At 65.3% G+C, this 16,309-nt stretch carries 14 protein-coding genes and 1 pseudogene; 6 read left to right on the top strand and 9 right to left on the bottom strand.

The features are described from left to right. From rsmA to ACCQ00_RS04575, 8 genes and pseudogenes are all read right to left on the bottom strand, one after another. Positions 1 to 789, bottom strand: coding sequence for a 16S rRNA (adenine(1518)-N(6)/adenine(1519)-N(6))-dimethyltransferase RsmA (rsmA, locus tag ACCQ00_RS04540; RefSeq protein ID WP_017157314.1), 789 nt, complete (start codon positions 787 to 789; stop codon positions 1 to 3). A gap of 116 nt (positions 790 to 905) precedes the next feature. After that, entirely contained in the window at positions 906 to 1,877 is a 972-nt protein-coding gene (pdxA, locus tag ACCQ00_RS04545; RefSeq protein WP_039570749.1) for a 4-hydroxythreonine-4-phosphate dehydrogenase PdxA, read from the bottom strand. A gap of 19 nt (positions 1,878 to 1,896) precedes the next feature. Continuing rightward, positions 1,897 to 3,288: a peptidylprolyl isomerase gene (locus ACCQ00_RS04550; RefSeq protein WP_039570752.1), complete on the bottom strand. Its 1,392-nt coding sequence runs from the start codon at positions 3,286 to 3,288 to the stop codon at positions 1,897 to 1,899. Then, positions 3,285 to 5,723: an LPS-assembly protein LptD gene (lptD, locus tag ACCQ00_RS04555; protein ID WP_022558362.1), complete on the bottom strand. Its 2,439-nt coding sequence runs from the start codon at positions 5,721 to 5,723 to the stop codon at positions 3,285 to 3,287. Before lptD ends, ACCQ00_RS04550 begins: the two co-directional genes overlap by 4 nt. Before the next feature lie 128 nt (positions 5,724 to 5,851). Then, positions 5,852 to 6,025: pseudogene (locus ACCQ00_RS04560) on the bottom strand (histone deacetylase family protein); the annotation flags it as partial. An 893-nt stretch (positions 6,026 to 6,918) separates the two neighbouring features. Continuing rightward, positions 6,919 to 7,866, bottom strand: a complete 948-nt coding sequence (locus ACCQ00_RS04565; protein WP_046736016.1) for a histone deacetylase family protein — start codon at positions 7,864 to 7,866, stop codon at positions 6,919 to 6,921. Between the two features lie 38 nt (positions 7,867 to 7,904). After that, positions 7,905 to 8,462: a cob(I)yrinic acid a,c-diamide adenosyltransferase gene (locus ACCQ00_RS04570; protein WP_005921106.1), complete on the bottom strand. Its 558-nt coding sequence runs from the start codon at positions 8,460 to 8,462 to the stop codon at positions 7,905 to 7,907. Between the two features lie 3 nt (positions 8,463 to 8,465). Beyond that, complete coding sequence (locus ACCQ00_RS04575) at positions 8,466 to 9,044, bottom strand: hypothetical protein (protein ID WP_017159102.1); 579 nt, start codon at positions 9,042 to 9,044, stop codon at positions 8,466 to 8,468. A 339-nt stretch (positions 9,045 to 9,383) separates the two neighbouring features. Between ACCQ00_RS04575 and ubiH the strand changes: the two genes are divergently transcribed. The 5 genes from ubiH to ACCQ00_RS04600 all read left to right on the top strand — a co-directional run bounded on the left by ubiH (position 9,384) and on the right by ACCQ00_RS04600 (position 14,332). Further along, a complete protein-coding gene (ubiH, locus tag ACCQ00_RS04580) occupies positions 9,384 to 10,592 on the top strand; it encodes a 2-octaprenyl-6-methoxyphenyl hydroxylase (RefSeq protein WP_372354071.1) in 1,209 nt (402 codons plus the stop codon). Next, positions 10,589 to 11,770, top strand: a complete 1,182-nt coding sequence (locus tag ACCQ00_RS04585; protein ID WP_039570761.1) for a UbiH/UbiF family hydroxylase — start codon at positions 10,589 to 10,591, stop codon at positions 11,768 to 11,770. Before ubiH ends, ACCQ00_RS04585 begins: the two co-directional genes overlap by 4 nt. A 124-nt stretch (positions 11,771 to 11,894) precedes the next feature. After that, on the top strand, positions 11,895 to 12,617 hold the full coding sequence (locus tag ACCQ00_RS04590; RefSeq protein ID WP_017158636.1) for an alpha/beta fold hydrolase: 723 nt from the start codon (positions 11,895 to 11,897) through the stop codon (positions 12,615 to 12,617). Next, the gene (locus ACCQ00_RS04595) at positions 12,617 to 13,150 is read left to right on the top strand and encodes a nuclear transport factor 2 family protein (protein WP_017157304.1); all 534 of its coding nucleotides are present in this window, start codon (positions 12,617 to 12,619) and stop codon (positions 13,148 to 13,150) included. Before ACCQ00_RS04590 ends, ACCQ00_RS04595 begins: the two co-directional genes overlap by 1 nt. Before the next feature lie 150 nt (positions 13,151 to 13,300). Next, positions 13,301 to 14,332, top strand: a complete 1,032-nt coding sequence (locus ACCQ00_RS04600; RefSeq protein WP_039570763.1) for a SphA family protein — start codon at positions 13,301 to 13,303, stop codon at positions 14,330 to 14,332. Positions 14,333 to 14,494: 162 nt separating this feature from the next. Here ACCQ00_RS04600 and ACCQ00_RS04605 read toward each other — a convergent pair whose 3' ends face one another. Further along, on the bottom strand, positions 14,495 to 15,169 hold the full coding sequence (locus ACCQ00_RS04605) for a GntR family transcriptional regulator (protein WP_017157302.1): 675 nt from the start codon (positions 15,167 to 15,169) through the stop codon (positions 14,495 to 14,497). A 235-nt stretch (positions 15,170 to 15,404) separates the two neighbouring features. On the opposite strand from ACCQ00_RS04605, the gene ACCQ00_RS04610 reads away from it, so the two are divergent. Next, entirely contained in the window at positions 15,405 to 16,301 is an 897-nt protein-coding gene (locus ACCQ00_RS04610; RefSeq protein ID WP_017157301.1) for a gallate dioxygenase, read from the top strand. The last annotated feature ends 8 nt before the right edge of the window (positions 16,302 to 16,309 follow it).

Consider the following 16,309-nt stretch of genomic DNA (forward strand, 5'->3'; position numbering starts at 1 on the left):
TCAAGCCGGCTCGACATTGGCCAGCCGGATGAAATCCGCGACCTCGAGTTGTTCGGCGCGTGCATCCGGTCTCACCTGCGCAGCCTCGAAATGGGCCGGCTCGCAGATGGTGGACAGGGCATTGCGCAGGGTCTTGCGGCGCTGCCCGAACCCGGCGCGCACCACATCGGCGAAGCGGCGGCGGTCGTTGATCTGCACCGTGGCCGGGTCGCGCGGCACCAGCCGCACCACGGCCGAGTCCACCTTCGGCGGCGGCCGGAACGCACCCGGCGGCACCACGAACAGCGCAGTCACCTCGCAATACGCCTGCAGCATCACGCTAAGCCGTCCGTACACCTTGCTGCCGGGGCCGGCGGCCATGCGGTCGACCACTTCCTTTTGCAGCATGAAGTGCATGTCGGCCACGGCAGCGGCATGGTCCAGCGCATGGAACAGGATCGGCGAGGAGATGTTGTAGGGCAGGTTGCCGACCAGGCGGATCGGCGTGCCATCGGCCAGTGCAGTGAAATCCACGCTGAGCACGTCGCGGTGAATGATGCTCAGCGCGCCGATCGGTGCGGCCGCTTCGGTCAACGGCGCGATCAGGTCGCGATCGAATTCGATCACGGTCAAGGCGCCATGCTTGCGCAGCAACGGAAAGGTGATGGCACCCTGGCCCGGGCCGATCTCGACCAGATGCTGGCCGGCGCGCGGGTCTACCGCCTGCACGATGCGGTCGATGTAATACCGGTCGGCAAGAAAGTGCTGGCCAAGCGACTTCTTGGCCGGTGCGCTGAAGGAAGAATTCATCTGCGCAGTTTAACGGAGGCCGCGCCTGCACGCGGTGTCGTCGCGCACCCGTCGGGCCTGGCGGATAGACGGCAGGCACCATGCGGCATGCTCGCAGCGCGCAAGCACACGGGGTGTTAGCGGCGCGCCGCCAAGCGCGCGCACAACGCAGTGGCTGCCATCAGGCTGGAGGGGTCTGCGATTCCGCGGCCGGCCAGTTCCAGCGCAGTACCGTGATCCACCGCAACGCGCGGGTAGGGCAGGCCAAGGGTGATGTTCACTGCCTGCTCGAAGCCGCTGTACTTGAGTACCGGCAGGCCCTGGTCGTGATACATCGCCACCACTGCGTCGAAACCACGCAGTTTCTGCGGCAGGAATGCGGTGTCCGCCGGCAACGGGCCGATCAGCTGCATGCCCTCGCCGCGCAGCTGCTCCAGCAGCGGAATGACGATATCCAGTTCCTCGCGGCCCAGGTGACCGTCTTCGCCGGCATGCGGGTTGAGGCCGAGCACGGCGATGCGCGGGTGCTCCAGGCCGAAGTCGCGCTGCATCGCTGCGTGGGTGATGCGCAGGCACTGCAGCAGCGCATCGGCGGTGATGGCATCGGCCACCGCACGCAGCGGCAGATGGGTCGTCACCAGCGCGACGCGCACGATGCTGTTGGCCAACATCATCACCACCGGGCAACCGGCTTGTTCGGCCAGCAGTTCGGTGGTGCCGGTGTAAGCAATGCCGCCGGCATTGATCACTGCCTTGTGCACCGGGCCAGTGACGATTCCCTGCAACCGGCCGGCGAGGCAGTCGCCGGCCGCGCTGCGCAGACCGGCGATCACCGCTGCGGCATTGGCCGGGTCAGGCGCGCCGAAGCGCGTTGCCACGGCTTGGCGAACGGGATGCAGCGGCAGGTCGCCAGGCGCGCGCGCGGGCTGGTCGGGATCGAGCAGCCGCACAGACAACGAGAGCGCCGTGGCGGCGCTGTGCAGGGTATCTGGGTCGGCGTAGGCAATCAGATGCGCGTCAGAGCGCGGCTGCTGCGCGAGCCGGACGCAGAGTTCCGGCCCGATTCCGGCCGGCTCGCCTGGCACCAGCGCGAGCGACGGGACCATCATGCTATCCGGCTGCCCGGTCTCAGCGCGTCGGCTTTGCCGGCGGCGGCGAGGGCGCTGCCGGATCTGCCGACTTGGCCGGAGCGGCAGTGGCATTGTCATCGGCGCGGTCGCCGGTGCGGTAGCTCACATACGCTTCGCCACGCAGCTCCTGCAGATAGCGGTTGTACTCTTCTTCCAGCTTGCGGCGACCGATGGTTTCACGCACCTGCGCGCGCTGGTTCTCGGCGCTCACGTCGGTCTGACGGCTGCCGACGCGCTGCACGATGTGCCAGCCCGCCTGGGTCCGGAACGGTTCGGAGACCGCGCCATCGGTCAAGCTTTCGACCTGCTTGCCGAAGTCCGGGCCGAATGCGTCGGCTGGGAACCAGCCTAGATCGCCACCCTGGCCGCGGCTATTGGTGTCCTCGGAGGACTCCTTGGCCGTCGCCTGGAAATCGGCACCGCCCACGATGCGCGCGCGAATCGTATCGATCTTGGCCTTGGCCTGCGCCTCGGTCTGGTTGTCGCCGATCCGCACCAGGATGTGGCGTGCGTGGTACTCGGTGACCATCTTCTTTTCGCCGCCGGCATTGGCGTCGCGCATTTCCACCAGTTTGAGCAGCTGGAAACCGCTCGGGCCGCGCAGCGGGCCGGCCACCTGGCCAGGCTGCATGTCGCGGATCAGCTGCGCAAATGCGTTCGGGATTTCATCCAGGCTACGCCAGCCCAAATCGCCACCTTCCAGCGCATTGGGGCTATCGGAATAACGCACCGCAGCGGCCGAAAAATCCAGCTCGCCCTTGTCGATCAAGGCCTTGACGCCATCGACCTTCTTCTGGCCAGTGGCGATCTGCTCGGCAGTTGCGCCTTCCGGCAAGCCGATCAGGATGTGCGCCAGGTGGTACTGGCTACCGGTGGCGGCCTGTTGGGCCAGCGCAGTATCCACTTCGCCTTCGCTCACGCTGATGCGGCTCTGCGCAAAGCTTTGGCGCAGGCGCTGCACGATGATCTCGTCGCGCACCGAGGAGCGGAAATCGGCGTAGCCCATCCCGTCGGCGGCCAGCTTCTGGCGCAAGCCGTCCACCGTCGTGCCGTTCTGCTGGGCGATGCTGGCGATGGCGCGGTTGAGTTCTTCATCGCTGACACGGATGCCGTTGCCATCGGCACGGCTGACCTGCAGCTTGACCAGCACCAGGCGCTCAAGGACCTGGCGCTGCAGCACATCGTCTGGCGGCAGCTGGTTTTCGCGACCGGCGTACTGCGACTTGACGTTGCGCACGGCGCGGTCGAGCTCGCTCTGCAGCACCACGTCTTCGTCGACGATGGCAGCGATGCGATCCAGCGGCTGGGATTGCTGTGCCGAGGCCAACGGCGAAACCGTGCTGGTGATGGCCAGCAGCGAGGCAAGAACAACAGAGAAAGGCTTGGTCATGGAATCAGGTTCGGATCGTAATCGTCCGGATTGGTCGTGGTGTTGCTGGGCGGGACCAGGTAGAGGTCGTCGCGGTAATAGCCGAGAATAGCACGGCGCAAAGTGCGGTCCGTGTTCTGCCCGAACGAGCTCAAGCCCTTCAGCACGAACTCGATCTGGATCGAGTTGTCCATCTCCCCATCGCGGTTACGCACGAACCGGCGCACCAGTCCGCGCACCGCCAGGCAGCAGCTGTCCCATTGCACGCCACCGATGATTTCCAGCGGCTTGCGGTCCAGCAGAGAGTAGTAATACCGACCGACCGCGCTCCAGCTGGGGTTGATCGGGTACAGGAAGGAGAAATCGGCCTGCTTGAGCTGGTCGCTGTTGTCGGTGAGGTTGCGACGGTAGCGATACGCCAGATTGATGATGCCGTCGTTGTTGAGCAGATAGCGCGTGCGCAGGCTGGCCAGATCTTCCTTGCGCGAGTTCGGGTTCCACTGGTAGGTGGCGCCCATCGACCAGCGGTCGTTGATCATGTAGTTGGCGTCGGCCACCCAGGCGGACTTGCCCTGGTCGATGGTCTGTTCGCTGCCGGCTGCCGCGTTATTGCTGTTGTTGATGGTGACCAGCGAATCGCTGAAGTACAGGATTTGGCCCGCACTCAGCGAGAGCTTTTCGCGACCATCGTCCTGGCGCAGCCAGCGCGAGGTCACCGCCAGGGTCAGCTGGTTGGCATCGTTCTGGCGGTCGGCGCCGGTGTAGCGGGTGTCGCGGAACAGCTGCCCGTAGCTGAAGGTGAACGGACGGGTGTCGAACACCGGCAGATCGTCCTGGTCGCGGTATGGCACGTACAGGTAGTACATGCGCGGCTCCAACGTATTGAGATAGTTGGTGCCGAACAGCGAGGTTTCGCGATCGAAATACAGGCCGGCGTCCAGCGAGGCGATCGGCAGGCTACGCGACGGCGAGCGGTTGCCAGTCGGTAGGGTTTTGGCCAGCGTGGAATCCAGCTGGTACGCGGTGTAGCGCCATGCCACGGTGGGCGTCAGGAACCATGCTGCGCCCGACAGCGGCATCGAGATGTACGGCTTGACGTCCAGGCGCGCGCCGCTGCCGTATTCCTTGTTGCGGATATTGGTACGGACGTACTCGTCGTTATCGTCGCGGTTGTTTGTTTCGCCTGGAGCGCTGGGGCTCGGAGGCTGGACGAAGTAGGAGTCGTCATGGGTGAAGCGCACCGCCTCGGCATAGATGCCGGCCTCGAAAATGCCCAGCGGCTTTTCCCAGGTGAAATACGCACGCGGCTGCCGGTTATAGGGCAGGGCCTGCTCGTCCAGCGTGTAGTCGGTGAGCTGCCAACGGTCGGCCATCAGGCCTGCGGTCCAGGTTTCGCCGGTGCCGTAGATGCCCACGGTGCTCTGCAGGCTGGAAGCCGAGCCGATGCCGTTCAGGCGACTGGTGAAGTCCTCGACATAGCGCGTGTCGCTGACCCAGGAAATGCTGCTGCGCGCCTGCCAATTGCTGTTGACGTTGTGGTAGCCGCTGTAGAACACGCTGCCACGGTCCTTGTCGCGCAACTTGTCGTTGGGCAGGTAATTCCCGGTGACTTCGCCGCGACCGCCCTCGTACAGGTAGCGGAATTCGGTGCCGAACATGAAACCGCGCTTGCTCATGTAACGCGGCAACAACGTGGCGTCGTAGTTCGGCGCCAGGTTCAGATAGATCGGCTGCAGGTAATCGAAGCCGTTACGGCCGGACAGGCCGAATTGCGGAAACAGCAGGCCGGTCTGGCGGCGGTCGTCGATCGGGAACTTGAACCACGGGAAGTACAGCACCGGCACCTTGCCGATCTGCAGCACCGCGTTACGCGCGGTACCGAAACCTTCCTCGTTGTCGACGTCGATCTCCGGCGCGCGCACGCGCCAGATCGGCTGCGAGGGGTCGCAGGTGGTGTAGGTGGATCGATGCATCTGCCCGACCTGGCCCTGCAGGTCCACCGATTCGGCGTCGCCATTGCCGCGGCGCTCCACCAACTGGTACTGGATGTTGGTGACCTTGTGGGTGTCGGTATCCTGATTGCCTTCGGCGCGGTCGGCCACCATGCGGAACGAGGTGTCCTGGTACCGGACATTGCCTTCGGCGATGTAGTTGCCGGTTTCGGTGTCCATGCGCAGGTTGTCGGCACCCAGGAACTGGTCGCCGCGCTTCAACGCGACATTGCCCTGGTATTGCGGGGTGGTGCTGGTGCCGGAGAGCTGGTCGCCTTCGACGTCGGTCGGCAACTGCTGGCGCATCTCGGCCGCCTTGGGGTCGGCGGCGGGGGCGCCGTCGAAGCCGGGTAGCGGGTCTACGGCCGGGCACAGTCCCCAGTTCAACGGCTTGTCGGCAGCCATGGCCGGGAGGCAGATGGCGATGCTCAAAGGCAGGGGCAGAAGGCGGAGAGCTCGGCGCACGCGTGGGTTCAACCAATAAAATGGCGACTAGCTTGCCGCATACCCCGCATAGGGGCAATGAAGAGCGCCGGCGCCGGGTGGGCGAGGTTCATCGCACCCGGTGACGCGACCGGCGCCCTGGCCGGGGTTCAGCGCAGCGCTGCCACGTGCGCCACGCTGCTTTCGCGCAGCGCCTGCAGGTCGTAGCCGCCTTCCAGCATCGAGACCACGCGGCCGCGTGCATGGCGGTCGGCCAGAGTGCGCAGCGCGCCGGTGAGCCAGGCGAAATAGGCGTCGTCCAGCATCAGGTCGGCCAGCGGGTCGGATGCCAACGCCTAAATTCATTGCTGTACATACAACGCCTCTATGGGTTCAAGGCGTTGTATGAGTCTATCTCAGTCTCGTTTATCCTATCTCAGTGACCAAAGAACGCCATTTCTGCCGCTAACTCTAAATAAAACAGCAAGTGCCCCATTAGTGCTTAACGACAAGTACGGGTCTGTTCCCTGTGTGCCAGTGGACCAAACGGGACTACCTGCAGAATTATATATTACAAAATTCCCGTCGCCTTGCATGACTGCATTCTCTCCTGATCCTGCTGTCCCAGATTGCCATTTAAGAGAGCCGCCAGCATAAAGCTCTAGATTCCCTGAAGCAGTGAAATCAAGTCGTGCAGATCCGTTGGATGTCTGAAAGCTGCTACCTTTAGTAAAAACTGTTCCAGGAGGAAAAGCTATTCCATCTAGCCCGTTTGGAAAGTCGCCAGTGGCTCTCCAGGCCGGGCCGAAGCCATAGACCACCAAATTTCCATCATCTTGAACTGCAAAGTAAGCGTCCTGAACCATCCCTACAACCGAGGACGGAGCGCATGTTCTAAAAAGAGATCCGCCAGATGCGCCATTATTTTGCAGGCCAGCGCACCTTGATGGCCTTGTCCCGGTTGCGCCCGTAGGTAAAAAGCTAAAGGAGTCTCCTTGAGATACTTGGCCGCTACTTGCCACCCATGTCTGCCTATTATCTGAATTTCTATAGAGCCTTAATGAGCCATCAGCAAGAAATTTGAGTGAATATGCGCCATTGGGCGACGTCAGGGTTTCTTCTGGGACTAGTCGATTCCCTTGGTTGAGCTGGCCCGGGAAGTTTGCGCGCAGCATTTGGGCATTGACTTGCCCACATGCAATCGTAGCTGCTAGACACAATGCAATATTTAACTTTCTCACTTTTTATCCTTTAAAAGTAAATTGAGAGTGGTTTGCTGCAAGAGAACTCTAACATGAGCAATTGAGCATTCTGCAAGCGCCTGCAGGTCGTAGCCGCCTTCCAGCATCGAGACCACGCGGCCGCGTGCATGGCGGTCGGCCAGGGTGCGCAGCGCGCCGGTGAGCCAGGCGAAATCGGCGTCGTCCAGCATCAGGTCGGCCAGCGGGTCGCGCAGATGCGCATCGAAGCCGGCGGAGATCAGGATCAACTGCGGGCGGAAGGCATCGATGAGCGGCAGCATCTCGTCTTCCCAGACATTGCGGAAGCGCAGCCCGTCGCTGCCCGGTGGCAGCAGCAGGTTATGGATATTGCCGACGCCGCGCTCGTACACGCTGCCCGAATGCGGATACAGCCCGGACTGGTGGGTGCTCAGGTACTGCACGGCGGGGTCGCGTTCGAAGATCGCCTGGATGCCGTTACCGTGATGGACGTCGAAGTCCACGATGGTGATGCGTTCCAGCCCATGCCGGTCGCGCGCATGGGCGGCGGCCACGGCGATGTTGTTGAACAGGCAAAATCCCATCGACACCTGTGCGGTGGCGTGGTGACCGGGCGGACGCACGGCGCAGAAGGCGGTGCGGGTCTGGTCCTGCATCACCGCATCGACCGCGGCGATGCCGGCGCCGGCGGCGCGCAGGGCGGCCGCGCGCGAGGCCGGCACCATGCGCGTGTCCACGTCCAGCTGACGATAGCCGTCGAAGGCGGTTTCCAGTACCGCATCCACCTGCTCGCGCTCGTGCACGCGGCACAGGTCGCCCAGCTTGGCCAACGGCGCTTCGCGCCAGTCCAGATCCGGGAATGCGCCGCGCAGGGCCTGGACCACCGCTTCCAGGCGGGCGGGGCTTTCCGGGTGCTCAGGGCCGGCGTCGTGACCGAGGCAGGCGGGATGGGTAAAGACCAACATGGGGCAACTCTAGCCTCTGTGCCGACCCGGGCGCATGCTCAACCGCGTCGGCGGTCGTGCCGCCACAGGACTTCCTGCCGACCATCGGCACGCGCCAGCACGCGCGCCAGCACGAACAGCAGGTCGGACAAGCGGTTGAGGTAGCCGATCGCCTCGCTGCGCACCGCTTCCTGGCGCGACAGCGCAACGGTCTCGCGCTCGGCCCGGCGCACGATGGTGCGGGCCAGATGGCAGCGAGCGGCGGCTTCGCCACCTGCCGGCAGGATGAATTCCTGCAGTGCGGGCAGCGTCTGGTTGAAGGCGTCCAGCTGCGTCTCCAGCGCCTGGATGTCGGTCGCGTCGATGGCCGCGTGGCCGGGGATGCAGAGCTCGCCGCCCAAGTCGAACAACTGATGCTGCACGGTGGTCAGCAGTGCGGCGATCGGCTCCGGCACGCCGGGTGCGGCCAGCAGCACGCCGATCGCCGAATTGGCTTCGTCCACGGTGCCGTAGGCATTGACGCGCAACGCATCCTTGCCGGTGCGGCTGCCGTCGCCCAGGCCGGTGCTGCCGTCGTCGCCGGTCCGGGTATAGATGCGGGAGAGTCGGTTGCCCATGGCTTAGCCGGCGTAGGGCTGGCGACGCGGTGCGGACAGACGCTCGGCAGCCACCTGGATCACCGCGGCAGCCGCCACGTACAGCGCGGCGCTGCGCAGATAGGGCCCCAGCCAGTCGGTATAATTCTTGAACCAGCCGGCCACGGTCGGGTCGGCCACGCTGGCGCTGATCCAGTAGAAGCTGCCCTGGGCGATCAGCTGGCACAGCGCCACGGCAATCAGCAGGGCCGGCACCAGTCGCGCCAGCGCGCTCCACTGAGCGCCGTGGTAGTGCCGGCGCAGCCACACGCCGCCGGCCCACAGCGCGAAATACGCCGGGATCAGGCACCAGTACGCCGGCGACACGCAGTAGTGCTGCCAGAAGCTCAGGCCCTGGCCGGTGATGACCAGCCAGTCCACCGCCACGGCCAGCAGCATCAGCAGCGGAAATGCCAGCTTGGTACGTGCAGCCAGATGGAATCCGCCGATGAAGAACACCGCCCAGGACGCGTCCGGAACCGGCGCGAAGTGATTGATCCGGGTGGCCGCCATCAACGCGGCGAGCAGACTCAGAATCAGGGTGTCGTGCGAGCGAGACGTCATGCGCGAGGCGGCCGGATTGCAGGCCCTGGAGTGTAGCGTGGAAGTGGTGCTGCCCGCGGCTTGGGTAACGGCAGCTGCACGATGACTGCGCAATGCCAAGCGGGCGTGGCCGGCGCCCGGAATCGGCCTGCGCCACGCCTACATCGCCGTTTCTGGGCGCGCCATCCACGCCCGCCTGGCGACTGCTCGCCACGCTTTTCCGGCCGCTGCATGTGTTTGGGGAGCGCATGAAGCGTTGCGCTGCGCGCGAGCCATGCACGGCGCAGGTGGCAGCGGGCGCGGCAAGATGTCCCGCCCTGCGTCGGCAACGCGCAGGGGGCGAAGGCTTATCATGTGGGAATGACACATCCCCATGACGTTCTGATCGTTGGCGGCGGCCTGGTCGGCTCCAGCCTTGCGATTGCGCTGGACCGCCTCGGCCTGGATGTCGGGCTGGTGGAGGCCACCCCGGCCGGCACGCCGCCGGCAGTGTTTGATCAACGCAACCTCAGTTTCGCCGCGGCCACCGTGAACGCGCTCGGTGCGCTCGGGGTGATGGCCAAGCTGCGCAGCCCGCCCGGGCCGATCCGGCGCATCCATGTCAGCCGCGCCGGGGACTTCGGCCGCGTGCAACTGGACGCGGCCGATTATGGCCGCGACGCCTTCGGCCAGGTGGTGGTGGCGCGCGACTTCGGCGATGCCCTGCAAACGCGTCTGGACGAACTGACCCATCTGCGCCGTTACCGGCCCGCGCGGTGCATCGGCATAGAACCGGTGCAGGACGACCTGCGCGCGGTGCGCCTGGCTACCGATGCGGGCGAGCAACGTGTGCAGGCCAAACTGGTGGTCGGCGCCGACGGCAGCCATAGCGCGGTGCGCGAGCTGCTGCATATCGGTACCGATACCCACGATTTCCTGCAGACCCTGTTCGTGGCGCGCGTGCGTGCCTCACGACCGCCCGATGGCACGGCCTGGGAGCGTTTTGGCGAACATGGGCCAACGGCGCTGTTGCCACGCGGCGACCGTCATTACGGTGCGATCCATTGCGTGGCGCGCGCCGAGGCCGAAGCCGTGGCTGCGCTCGATGACACCGGCTGGCTGGCGCGCCTGCAGCGTGCAGCCGGCTGGCGTGCCGGGCGCATGGTCGCCACCGGCGAACGCAGTGCCTATCCGCTGGTGCAGGTGCTGGCCGACAGCCTCATCGCCGAGCGCGTGGTGCTGCTGGGCAATGCCGCGCAGACGCTGCACCCGATCGGCGCGCAGGGCTTCAACCTGGGGCTGCGTGATGCGCTGACGCTGGCCGAATTGATCGAGCACGATCGCAGCGATGCCGGTGCCGGTGCGTTGCTGGCCGAGTATCTGGCGCGGCGGCGGGTGGATCGCGAGCACACCATCGGGTTTTCCAGCGGTCTGGCGCGGCTCACCGGCAACCCGGCACCGTTGCTGCGGCCGTTGCGTAGCCTGGGCTTGTTTGCGGCCTCGCAGGCGGCCCCGCTGCAATCGATGCTGGTGGGCGGCGCCATGGGCTTCCGTGGCGATCTGCCACAACTGTGCCGGGGCAGCGCATGAGCCGGCGCAGCATGCGCGAGGTGGTGATCGTCGGCGGTGGCGTCGTCGGCGCCGCCTGCGCGCTGGCATTGAACGATGCCGGCCTGCGCGTTGCCCTGATCGAAGGGCGCGAGCCTGCCCGCTGGCGCGCCGAGCAACCCGATCTGCGCGTCTATGCCTTCGCTGCCGACAATGCCGCGTTGCTCGACAGCCTGGGCGTGTGGAATGCGGTGCGTGCCGCGCGCGTGCAACCTTATCGGCGCATGCGGGTCTGGGATGCGGGCGGAGGTGGCGAGCTGGGCTTCGACGCCGACACCCTGGGACGCGAGCAACTGGGCTGGATCATCGAAAACGACGTGCTGGTGGACCGCCTGTGGGCCGCCGTGCACGCGGCCGGCATCGAAGTGCATTGCCCGGCACGCGTGGTCGAGCTGGAGCAGGACGCCGCCAGCGTGCGCCTGCGCCTGGACGATGGCAGCCGGCTGGAAGCGGCAATGGCCATCGCTGCCGATGGTGCGGCATCTACCTTGCGTGAACTCGCCGGGCTGCCGGTCTCCCGGCATGCCTACGCACAGCGCGGCGTGGTTGCCTTCGTGGAAACCGAGCACCCGCATCAGGCCACCGCCTGGCAGCGCTTCCTGACCACCGGGCCGCTGGCCTTCCTGCCGTTCGCCGATGGCCGCAGTTCGATCGTGTGGACCTTGCCCGATGCCGACGCCGAGCGCGTGCTGGCGCTGGACGATGCCAGTTTCTCGCGGGAGTTGACCCAGGCCTTTGCTGCGCGCCTGGGCGAGGTACGCGTGGTGTCGGCACGCACCGCCTTCCCGCTGCAACGGCAGCTGGTGCAGCAGTACGTCAGCGGCCGCGTGCTCACCTTGGGCGATGCCGCGCATGTGGTGCATCCGCTGGCCGGGCAGGGCGTCAACCTGGGCCTGCGCGATGTGGCGGCGTTGCGGCAGAGCGTGCGCGAGGCGATGGCCAAACGCGCCGATTGGGCCGCGCCGCATCGCCTGCAATGTTGGGCACGTACCCGGCGCAGCGAGAACACCGTGGCTGCCTACGGCTTCGATGCGATCAACACGGTGTTTTCCAACGACGACATGCACCTGACCTTGTTGCGCGGATCGGTATTGGGCCTGGCCGGCAAGTTGCCGCCGTTGGTCGATGTGCTGTGGAAGCGCGCCTCCGGCGGCGCGTGAGCCAAGCGCGCCAGCCGCCGACATCGGCAGCGGCTGGCTGTCATGCCTTGATATGCCTTTGATGCTATAGCGAAGGCAGCAGGTTCCATACGACGTGCGTGGCTGCCGTGGCTACAGTCGCGCCATGACCTCGTCTGCGCCTCCTTCGTCCAAGCCGGCAGTGTTGTTGTTGTGCGGCCTGCTGTGCGATGCCGCCATCTGGCAACCGCAGCGCACCGCGCTGCGCGATCTGGCCGATATGCAGGTGATGGATTTCGCCGGCTTCGACAGCATTGCGCAGATGGCCGCGCATGTCTTGGCCGTTGCGCCGCCGCAGTTTGCGCTGGCGGGACATTCGATGGGCGGGCGGGTCGCGCTGGAAATCATGCGCCAGGCGCCCGCGCGCGTGCTGCGGCTGGCCCTGCTGGATACGGGCATCGCGCCGCGCCGCGAGCGCGAACGCGAAGAACGACTGGCATTGGTGCGACTGGCGCACGCCCAGGGAATGCAGGCGCTGGCGCAGCGCTGGCTGCCGCCGATGCTGCACCCCGATCACCGTGCCGATGGCGAATTGATGGATGGCTTGATGGCCATGGTGCAGCGGCAAAGCGCGCAAAGTTTTGCCGGGCAGATCAACGCCCTGCTGGAACGCCCCGATGCGGCACCGGTGCTCGCGCACATCACATGCCCGACATTGCTGGGCGTCGGGCGGCAAGACGCGTGGAGCCCGTTGGCGCGGCACCAGGACATGGCGCGACACATTCCGCAGGCGCGGTTGGCGATCTTCGAACACTGCGGGCACATGGCGCCGGTGGAAGCCCCCGCTGCCGTCAGCGACGCGCTGCGCGACTGGTTGCAGGCCGCGTGATGGCGCGCCCGCCGAACGCGTGGCACGAGGTGGCCACTGCTGCGCAAACACGCAATCCGCCGGGTATCGAGAGTGCGTGGTCACGCCTTGAGGAACGCTGCATGCACGAAGACGTTTCGATCATCATTGCCTGCGAGCAAGCGATCCGCCGGTTTGCGCTCTACAACGATCGCCATGATCATGCCGGTCTCGCCGCGTTGTTCACCGACGATGGCGTGTTCGCGCGCCCCAGTGCACCGGATGCGCCCGTGCGGGGGCGCGAGGCCATCTTGCAGTCGTTTCGCGAGCGTGCGCCGCGCACCACGTGCCACCTGATGCTCAATACCTTGGTCAGCGTCCAGTCGCACACGCTGGCGCATGCGCACAGCCACGTCCTGCTCTACACCGCTGACGCTACCTCCGCAGCGCCGCCGTGGACGGCGCAAGCGCCGGCATTGCTGGGCAGCTTCGAGGATGTGCTGGTGCTCGAGCAGGGACGCTGGTTGTTCCAGCAACGGCTCGGGTCACTGCTGCTGCGGGTCGGCGCCGGCTGAGTCGGCGCATCCGGGCGGCAGACAACTTCGTGACTCACCGCTGTCCTGACGGCGCATGCCGCGTGCCGCCGTCTTCCAGTCCCACGTTCTCCCCCTCCCCGTCGCGTTGCATCGCAGTCATCCATTCCCTTTGCATCGGAGATTCGCCTAGTGGAACGCGTCCGTTCGTCTGCTCGTTGTGGTTCGGTGTTGCCGCGTGCGCTGTCGCCTCGTCAACCTGCATTGATCATCGCTGCCTTGCTGGCCGCAGCGTCGCCGGCAGCGTGGGCGCAGGCTGTGCCGGAAACCGCGGCGCCACCCCAAGGCATCAATCTGGGTGGCACCAGTTTCTTGGATGGCTTCGGTTCCATGCAGCCTGGATGGACGGCCATCGAGTATCTGCGCTACTACGATTTCGACGCGATCAAAAATGCCAACGGCGACAATTCGCCGGCGTTCCGCGACCCCAAGGTTGGCGTCAGCGTCGCGTTGACCCAGCTCATCTATGTCACGCCCTACACCTGGAAAGGCGGTTCGTTGAGCTTCAATGCGATCGTGCCGCTGGTCAATTACGACACCTCCGTCGCTGCCGATAGCCCGGTGCGCTTGAGCAGCAATGGCTTGGGCATGGGCGATATCTCGTTCGGGCCGGCGCTGCAGATGCCACCGGTGATGCGCGATGGACGGGTGTTCTTCTTCCAGCGGTTTGCCATCGATGCCTTCGCGCCCGTGGGCAAGTTCGATCGCGATATCGCCATCAACCAGAGCACCGGTTTTTGGTCGGTCGCACCGCATTGGGCCTTCACCGTGCAACCCAGCGACACTTGGGAAATCAGCGGGCGGCTGAATTATCTCTACAACTTCCGCACCAGCCGCGCAGGTGGCGTGCCGCCGATTCCCGGGTTCCGTTTTCGCAATGGCCAGGCCGGCGATGTGCTCTGGGCAAACTTCGCCAGCTCGGTCAAGGTCACCGAGCAATTGCGTCTGGGCATCAATGGGTATTACCTGCAGCAGTTGAAGAACAACCACACCAACGACCAGGGCGTCCCCGACAGCAAGCGCAGGCAGTTCTATGTTGGCCCCGGGTTGTCCTGGCGGTTCGACGAAAAGAACCTTCTCAACTTCAATGTGTACCTGCCTATCGAGGTGGAGAACTCGGTGGCAGGCAATAGCTACAACCTGATGATCGTGCACTCGCTGTAACGCGCGCCGGTCATGCATCCCGCATTGCCGGCGCCGCGGTGCCGGCAATGCGGGATGACGCGGATGCGATGCGTCACGCGAACGAACTCGCGCTGGAGGTCTGGCCTCATCGCTCAAGCGGGATGCTTGGCACGCAGGGCATCGACGAGCAAAGCGCTCGTCTCACAGTCCCATGCTGTGCCGTTGCGTGTTGGCATGTTCGCGGAACAGCAATTCGGCGCGTGCGCCATCGCGTTGTTCGATGGCCGAGACGATGGCGCCGTGTTGCCTGTGCCCGTAAAACAGATCGTCGTAGGCGAGCGCAGCAGTGCGTTGGCCGAACACGACGTTGACCGGGCTGACGAACGGCACCAGTGTGCAGCGTTCCACGGTTTCGGTCAGGATCGGCTTGTTGGCCGCCTCCACGATGGCGCGATGGAAACGGGCATTCATTGCGCCATACGCCTGCTCGTCGTCGGCACAGAGATTGCGGCTGGCCAGGATGCGGTCGCCTTCGCCCAGGCAGGCGTGCAAGGTGGCGAGCAATTCGGCGGCGGCGCCCCGTTCGGCGATGGTGCGCGCGGCCATGCCTTCCATCACTGCGCGCACCGCCAGTGCATCCAGGCTTTCCTGCTGGCTGAAGCGCCGCACGGCGTAACCACGGCTGCCTGCCTGCACCAGCAGGCCTTCCTGGCATAACGCCGGCAGGGCCTGACGGATCGGCGTGCGCGAAATCGCCAGGCGCTCGGCCAGCGCGGCTTCGGTGACGCGCTCGCCCGGCGCGAAGGTGCCGCACAGGATCAATTCGCGTAGCTGCTGAATCGCTTGCAATCGGTGGTTGTTCGCCATTGGCTCCATTCTCTCGCGCCATACCGCAGCGCACGTTCCTTCGACAGGGAAAACTTGCAATTACTTGTATAAAAACCTTGCGGATGAGATCGCTTGATGGCAATTTGGATCCCAAGGATACCGTTTTGGCAATCCGGAGTCGTTGGTCGTCCTTTGTTGGGATCCATTGCGTTGCAGATCCCCAATCACCCACTGACGCGCGCCTGCCCTGACCGGGGCCCGGCCCGCGTCGCAGGAGCGGAACATGGCAAGCATCATCGGCGGTATCGGAACCTCGCACGTTCCCACCATCGGGGTGGCCTACGACAAGGGCAAGCAGCAGGACCCGGTGTGGAAGCCGTTGTTCGACGGCTACACGCCGGTGGCCGCGTGGCTGGCCGAGCAGCAGGCCGACGTGCTGGTGTTCTTCTACAACGACCACTGCACGACGTTCTTCTTCGATCTGTATCCCACCTTCGCGCTGGGTGTGGGCGAGCGCTTTCCGGTTGCCGACGAGGGTGCGGGGCTGCGCAACCTGCCGCCGATCCGCGGCGACGTGCAGTTGCAGGCGCATATCGCCGAATGCCTGGTCAATGACGAATTCGACCTGACGGTGTTTCAGGACAAGCCGATCGACCATGGCTGCGCGGCGCCGCTGCCGTTGCTATGGCCGCATGTGCCGGACTGGCCGGGCACGGTGGTGCCGATCGCCATCAACGTGCTGCAGTACCCGCTGCCAACGGCGCGGCGCTGCTATCGCCTGGGCCAGGCGGTGCGCCGGGCGATCGAATCGTATCCGGAAGATCTTCGGGTGGTGGTGGTGGGCACCGGTGGGCTATCGCACCAGATCCATGGCGAGCGCACCGGGTTCAACAACACCGAATGGGACATGGAATTTCTGGACCGGTTCCAGCATGCGCCCGAGACCCTCACCGATCTCACCCACACCGATTACGTGCGCCTGGGCGGTGCGGAGAGCGTGGAGCAGATCATGTGGCTGGCGATGCGCGGCGCGCTGGATGGGCCGATCCGCAAGCTGCATCAGAACTACTACCTGATGACCACCACCGCGATGACCGTGGTGCTGTACGAGCCGGGCGAAGAAGCGGCCGGCGCGCCGCGTTCGGCCGATCTGCTCGCGCGCGCTGCCGCTGCGGCCTGAGGAGGTGC

Origin of the sequence: Xanthomonas sp. NCPPB 3761, assembly GCF_041475705.2 — a bacterium.
GTDB classification, from domain to species: Bacteria; Pseudomonadota; Gammaproteobacteria; order Xanthomonadales; family Xanthomonadaceae; genus Xanthomonas; species Xanthomonas phaseoli.

Excerpts from the sequence above, each read along its gene's own strand:
- rsmA (WP_017157314.1), bottom strand. The coding sequence starts at position 789 with ATGAATTCTTCCTTCAGCGCACCGGCCAAGAAGTCGCTTGGCCAGCAC.
- ACCQ00_RS04585 (WP_039570761.1), top strand. The coding sequence starts at position 10,589 with ATGAGCCGGCGCAGCATGCGCGAGGTGGTGATCGTCGGCGGTGGCGTC.
- ACCQ00_RS04590 (WP_017158636.1), top strand. The coding sequence starts at position 11,895 with ATGACCTCGTCTGCGCCTCCTTCGTCCAAGCCGGCAGTGTTGTTGTTG.
- pdxA (WP_039570749.1), bottom strand. The coding sequence starts at position 1,877 with ATGATGGTCCCGTCGCTCGCGCTGGTGCCAGGCGAGCCGGCCGGAATC.
- ACCQ00_RS04550 (WP_039570752.1), bottom strand. The coding sequence starts at position 3,288 with ATGACCAAGCCTTTCTCTGTTGTTCTTGCCTCGCTGCTGGCCATCACC.
- ACCQ00_RS04565 (WP_046736016.1), bottom strand. The coding sequence starts at position 7,866 with ATGTTGGTCTTTACCCATCCCGCCTGCCTCGGTCACGACGCCGGCCCT.
- ACCQ00_RS04610 (WP_017157301.1), top strand. The coding sequence starts at position 15,405 with ATGGCAAGCATCATCGGCGGTATCGGAACCTCGCACGTTCCCACCATC.
- ubiH (WP_372354071.1), top strand. The coding sequence starts at position 9,384 with ATGACACATCCCCATGACGTTCTGATCGTTGGCGGCGGCCTGGTCGGC.
- ACCQ00_RS04595 (WP_017157304.1), top strand. The coding sequence starts at position 12,617 with ATGGCGCGCCCGCCGAACGCGTGGCACGAGGTGGCCACTGCTGCGCAA.
- ACCQ00_RS04570 (WP_005921106.1), bottom strand. The coding sequence starts at position 8,462 with ATGGGCAACCGACTCTCCCGCATCTATACCCGGACCGGCGACGACGGC.
- ACCQ00_RS04605 (WP_017157302.1), bottom strand. The coding sequence starts at position 15,169 with ATGGAGCCAATGGCGAACAACCACCGATTGCAAGCGATTCAGCAGCTA.
- ACCQ00_RS04575 (WP_017159102.1), bottom strand. The coding sequence starts at position 9,044 with ATGACGTCTCGCTCGCACGACACCCTGATTCTGAGTCTGCTCGCCGCG.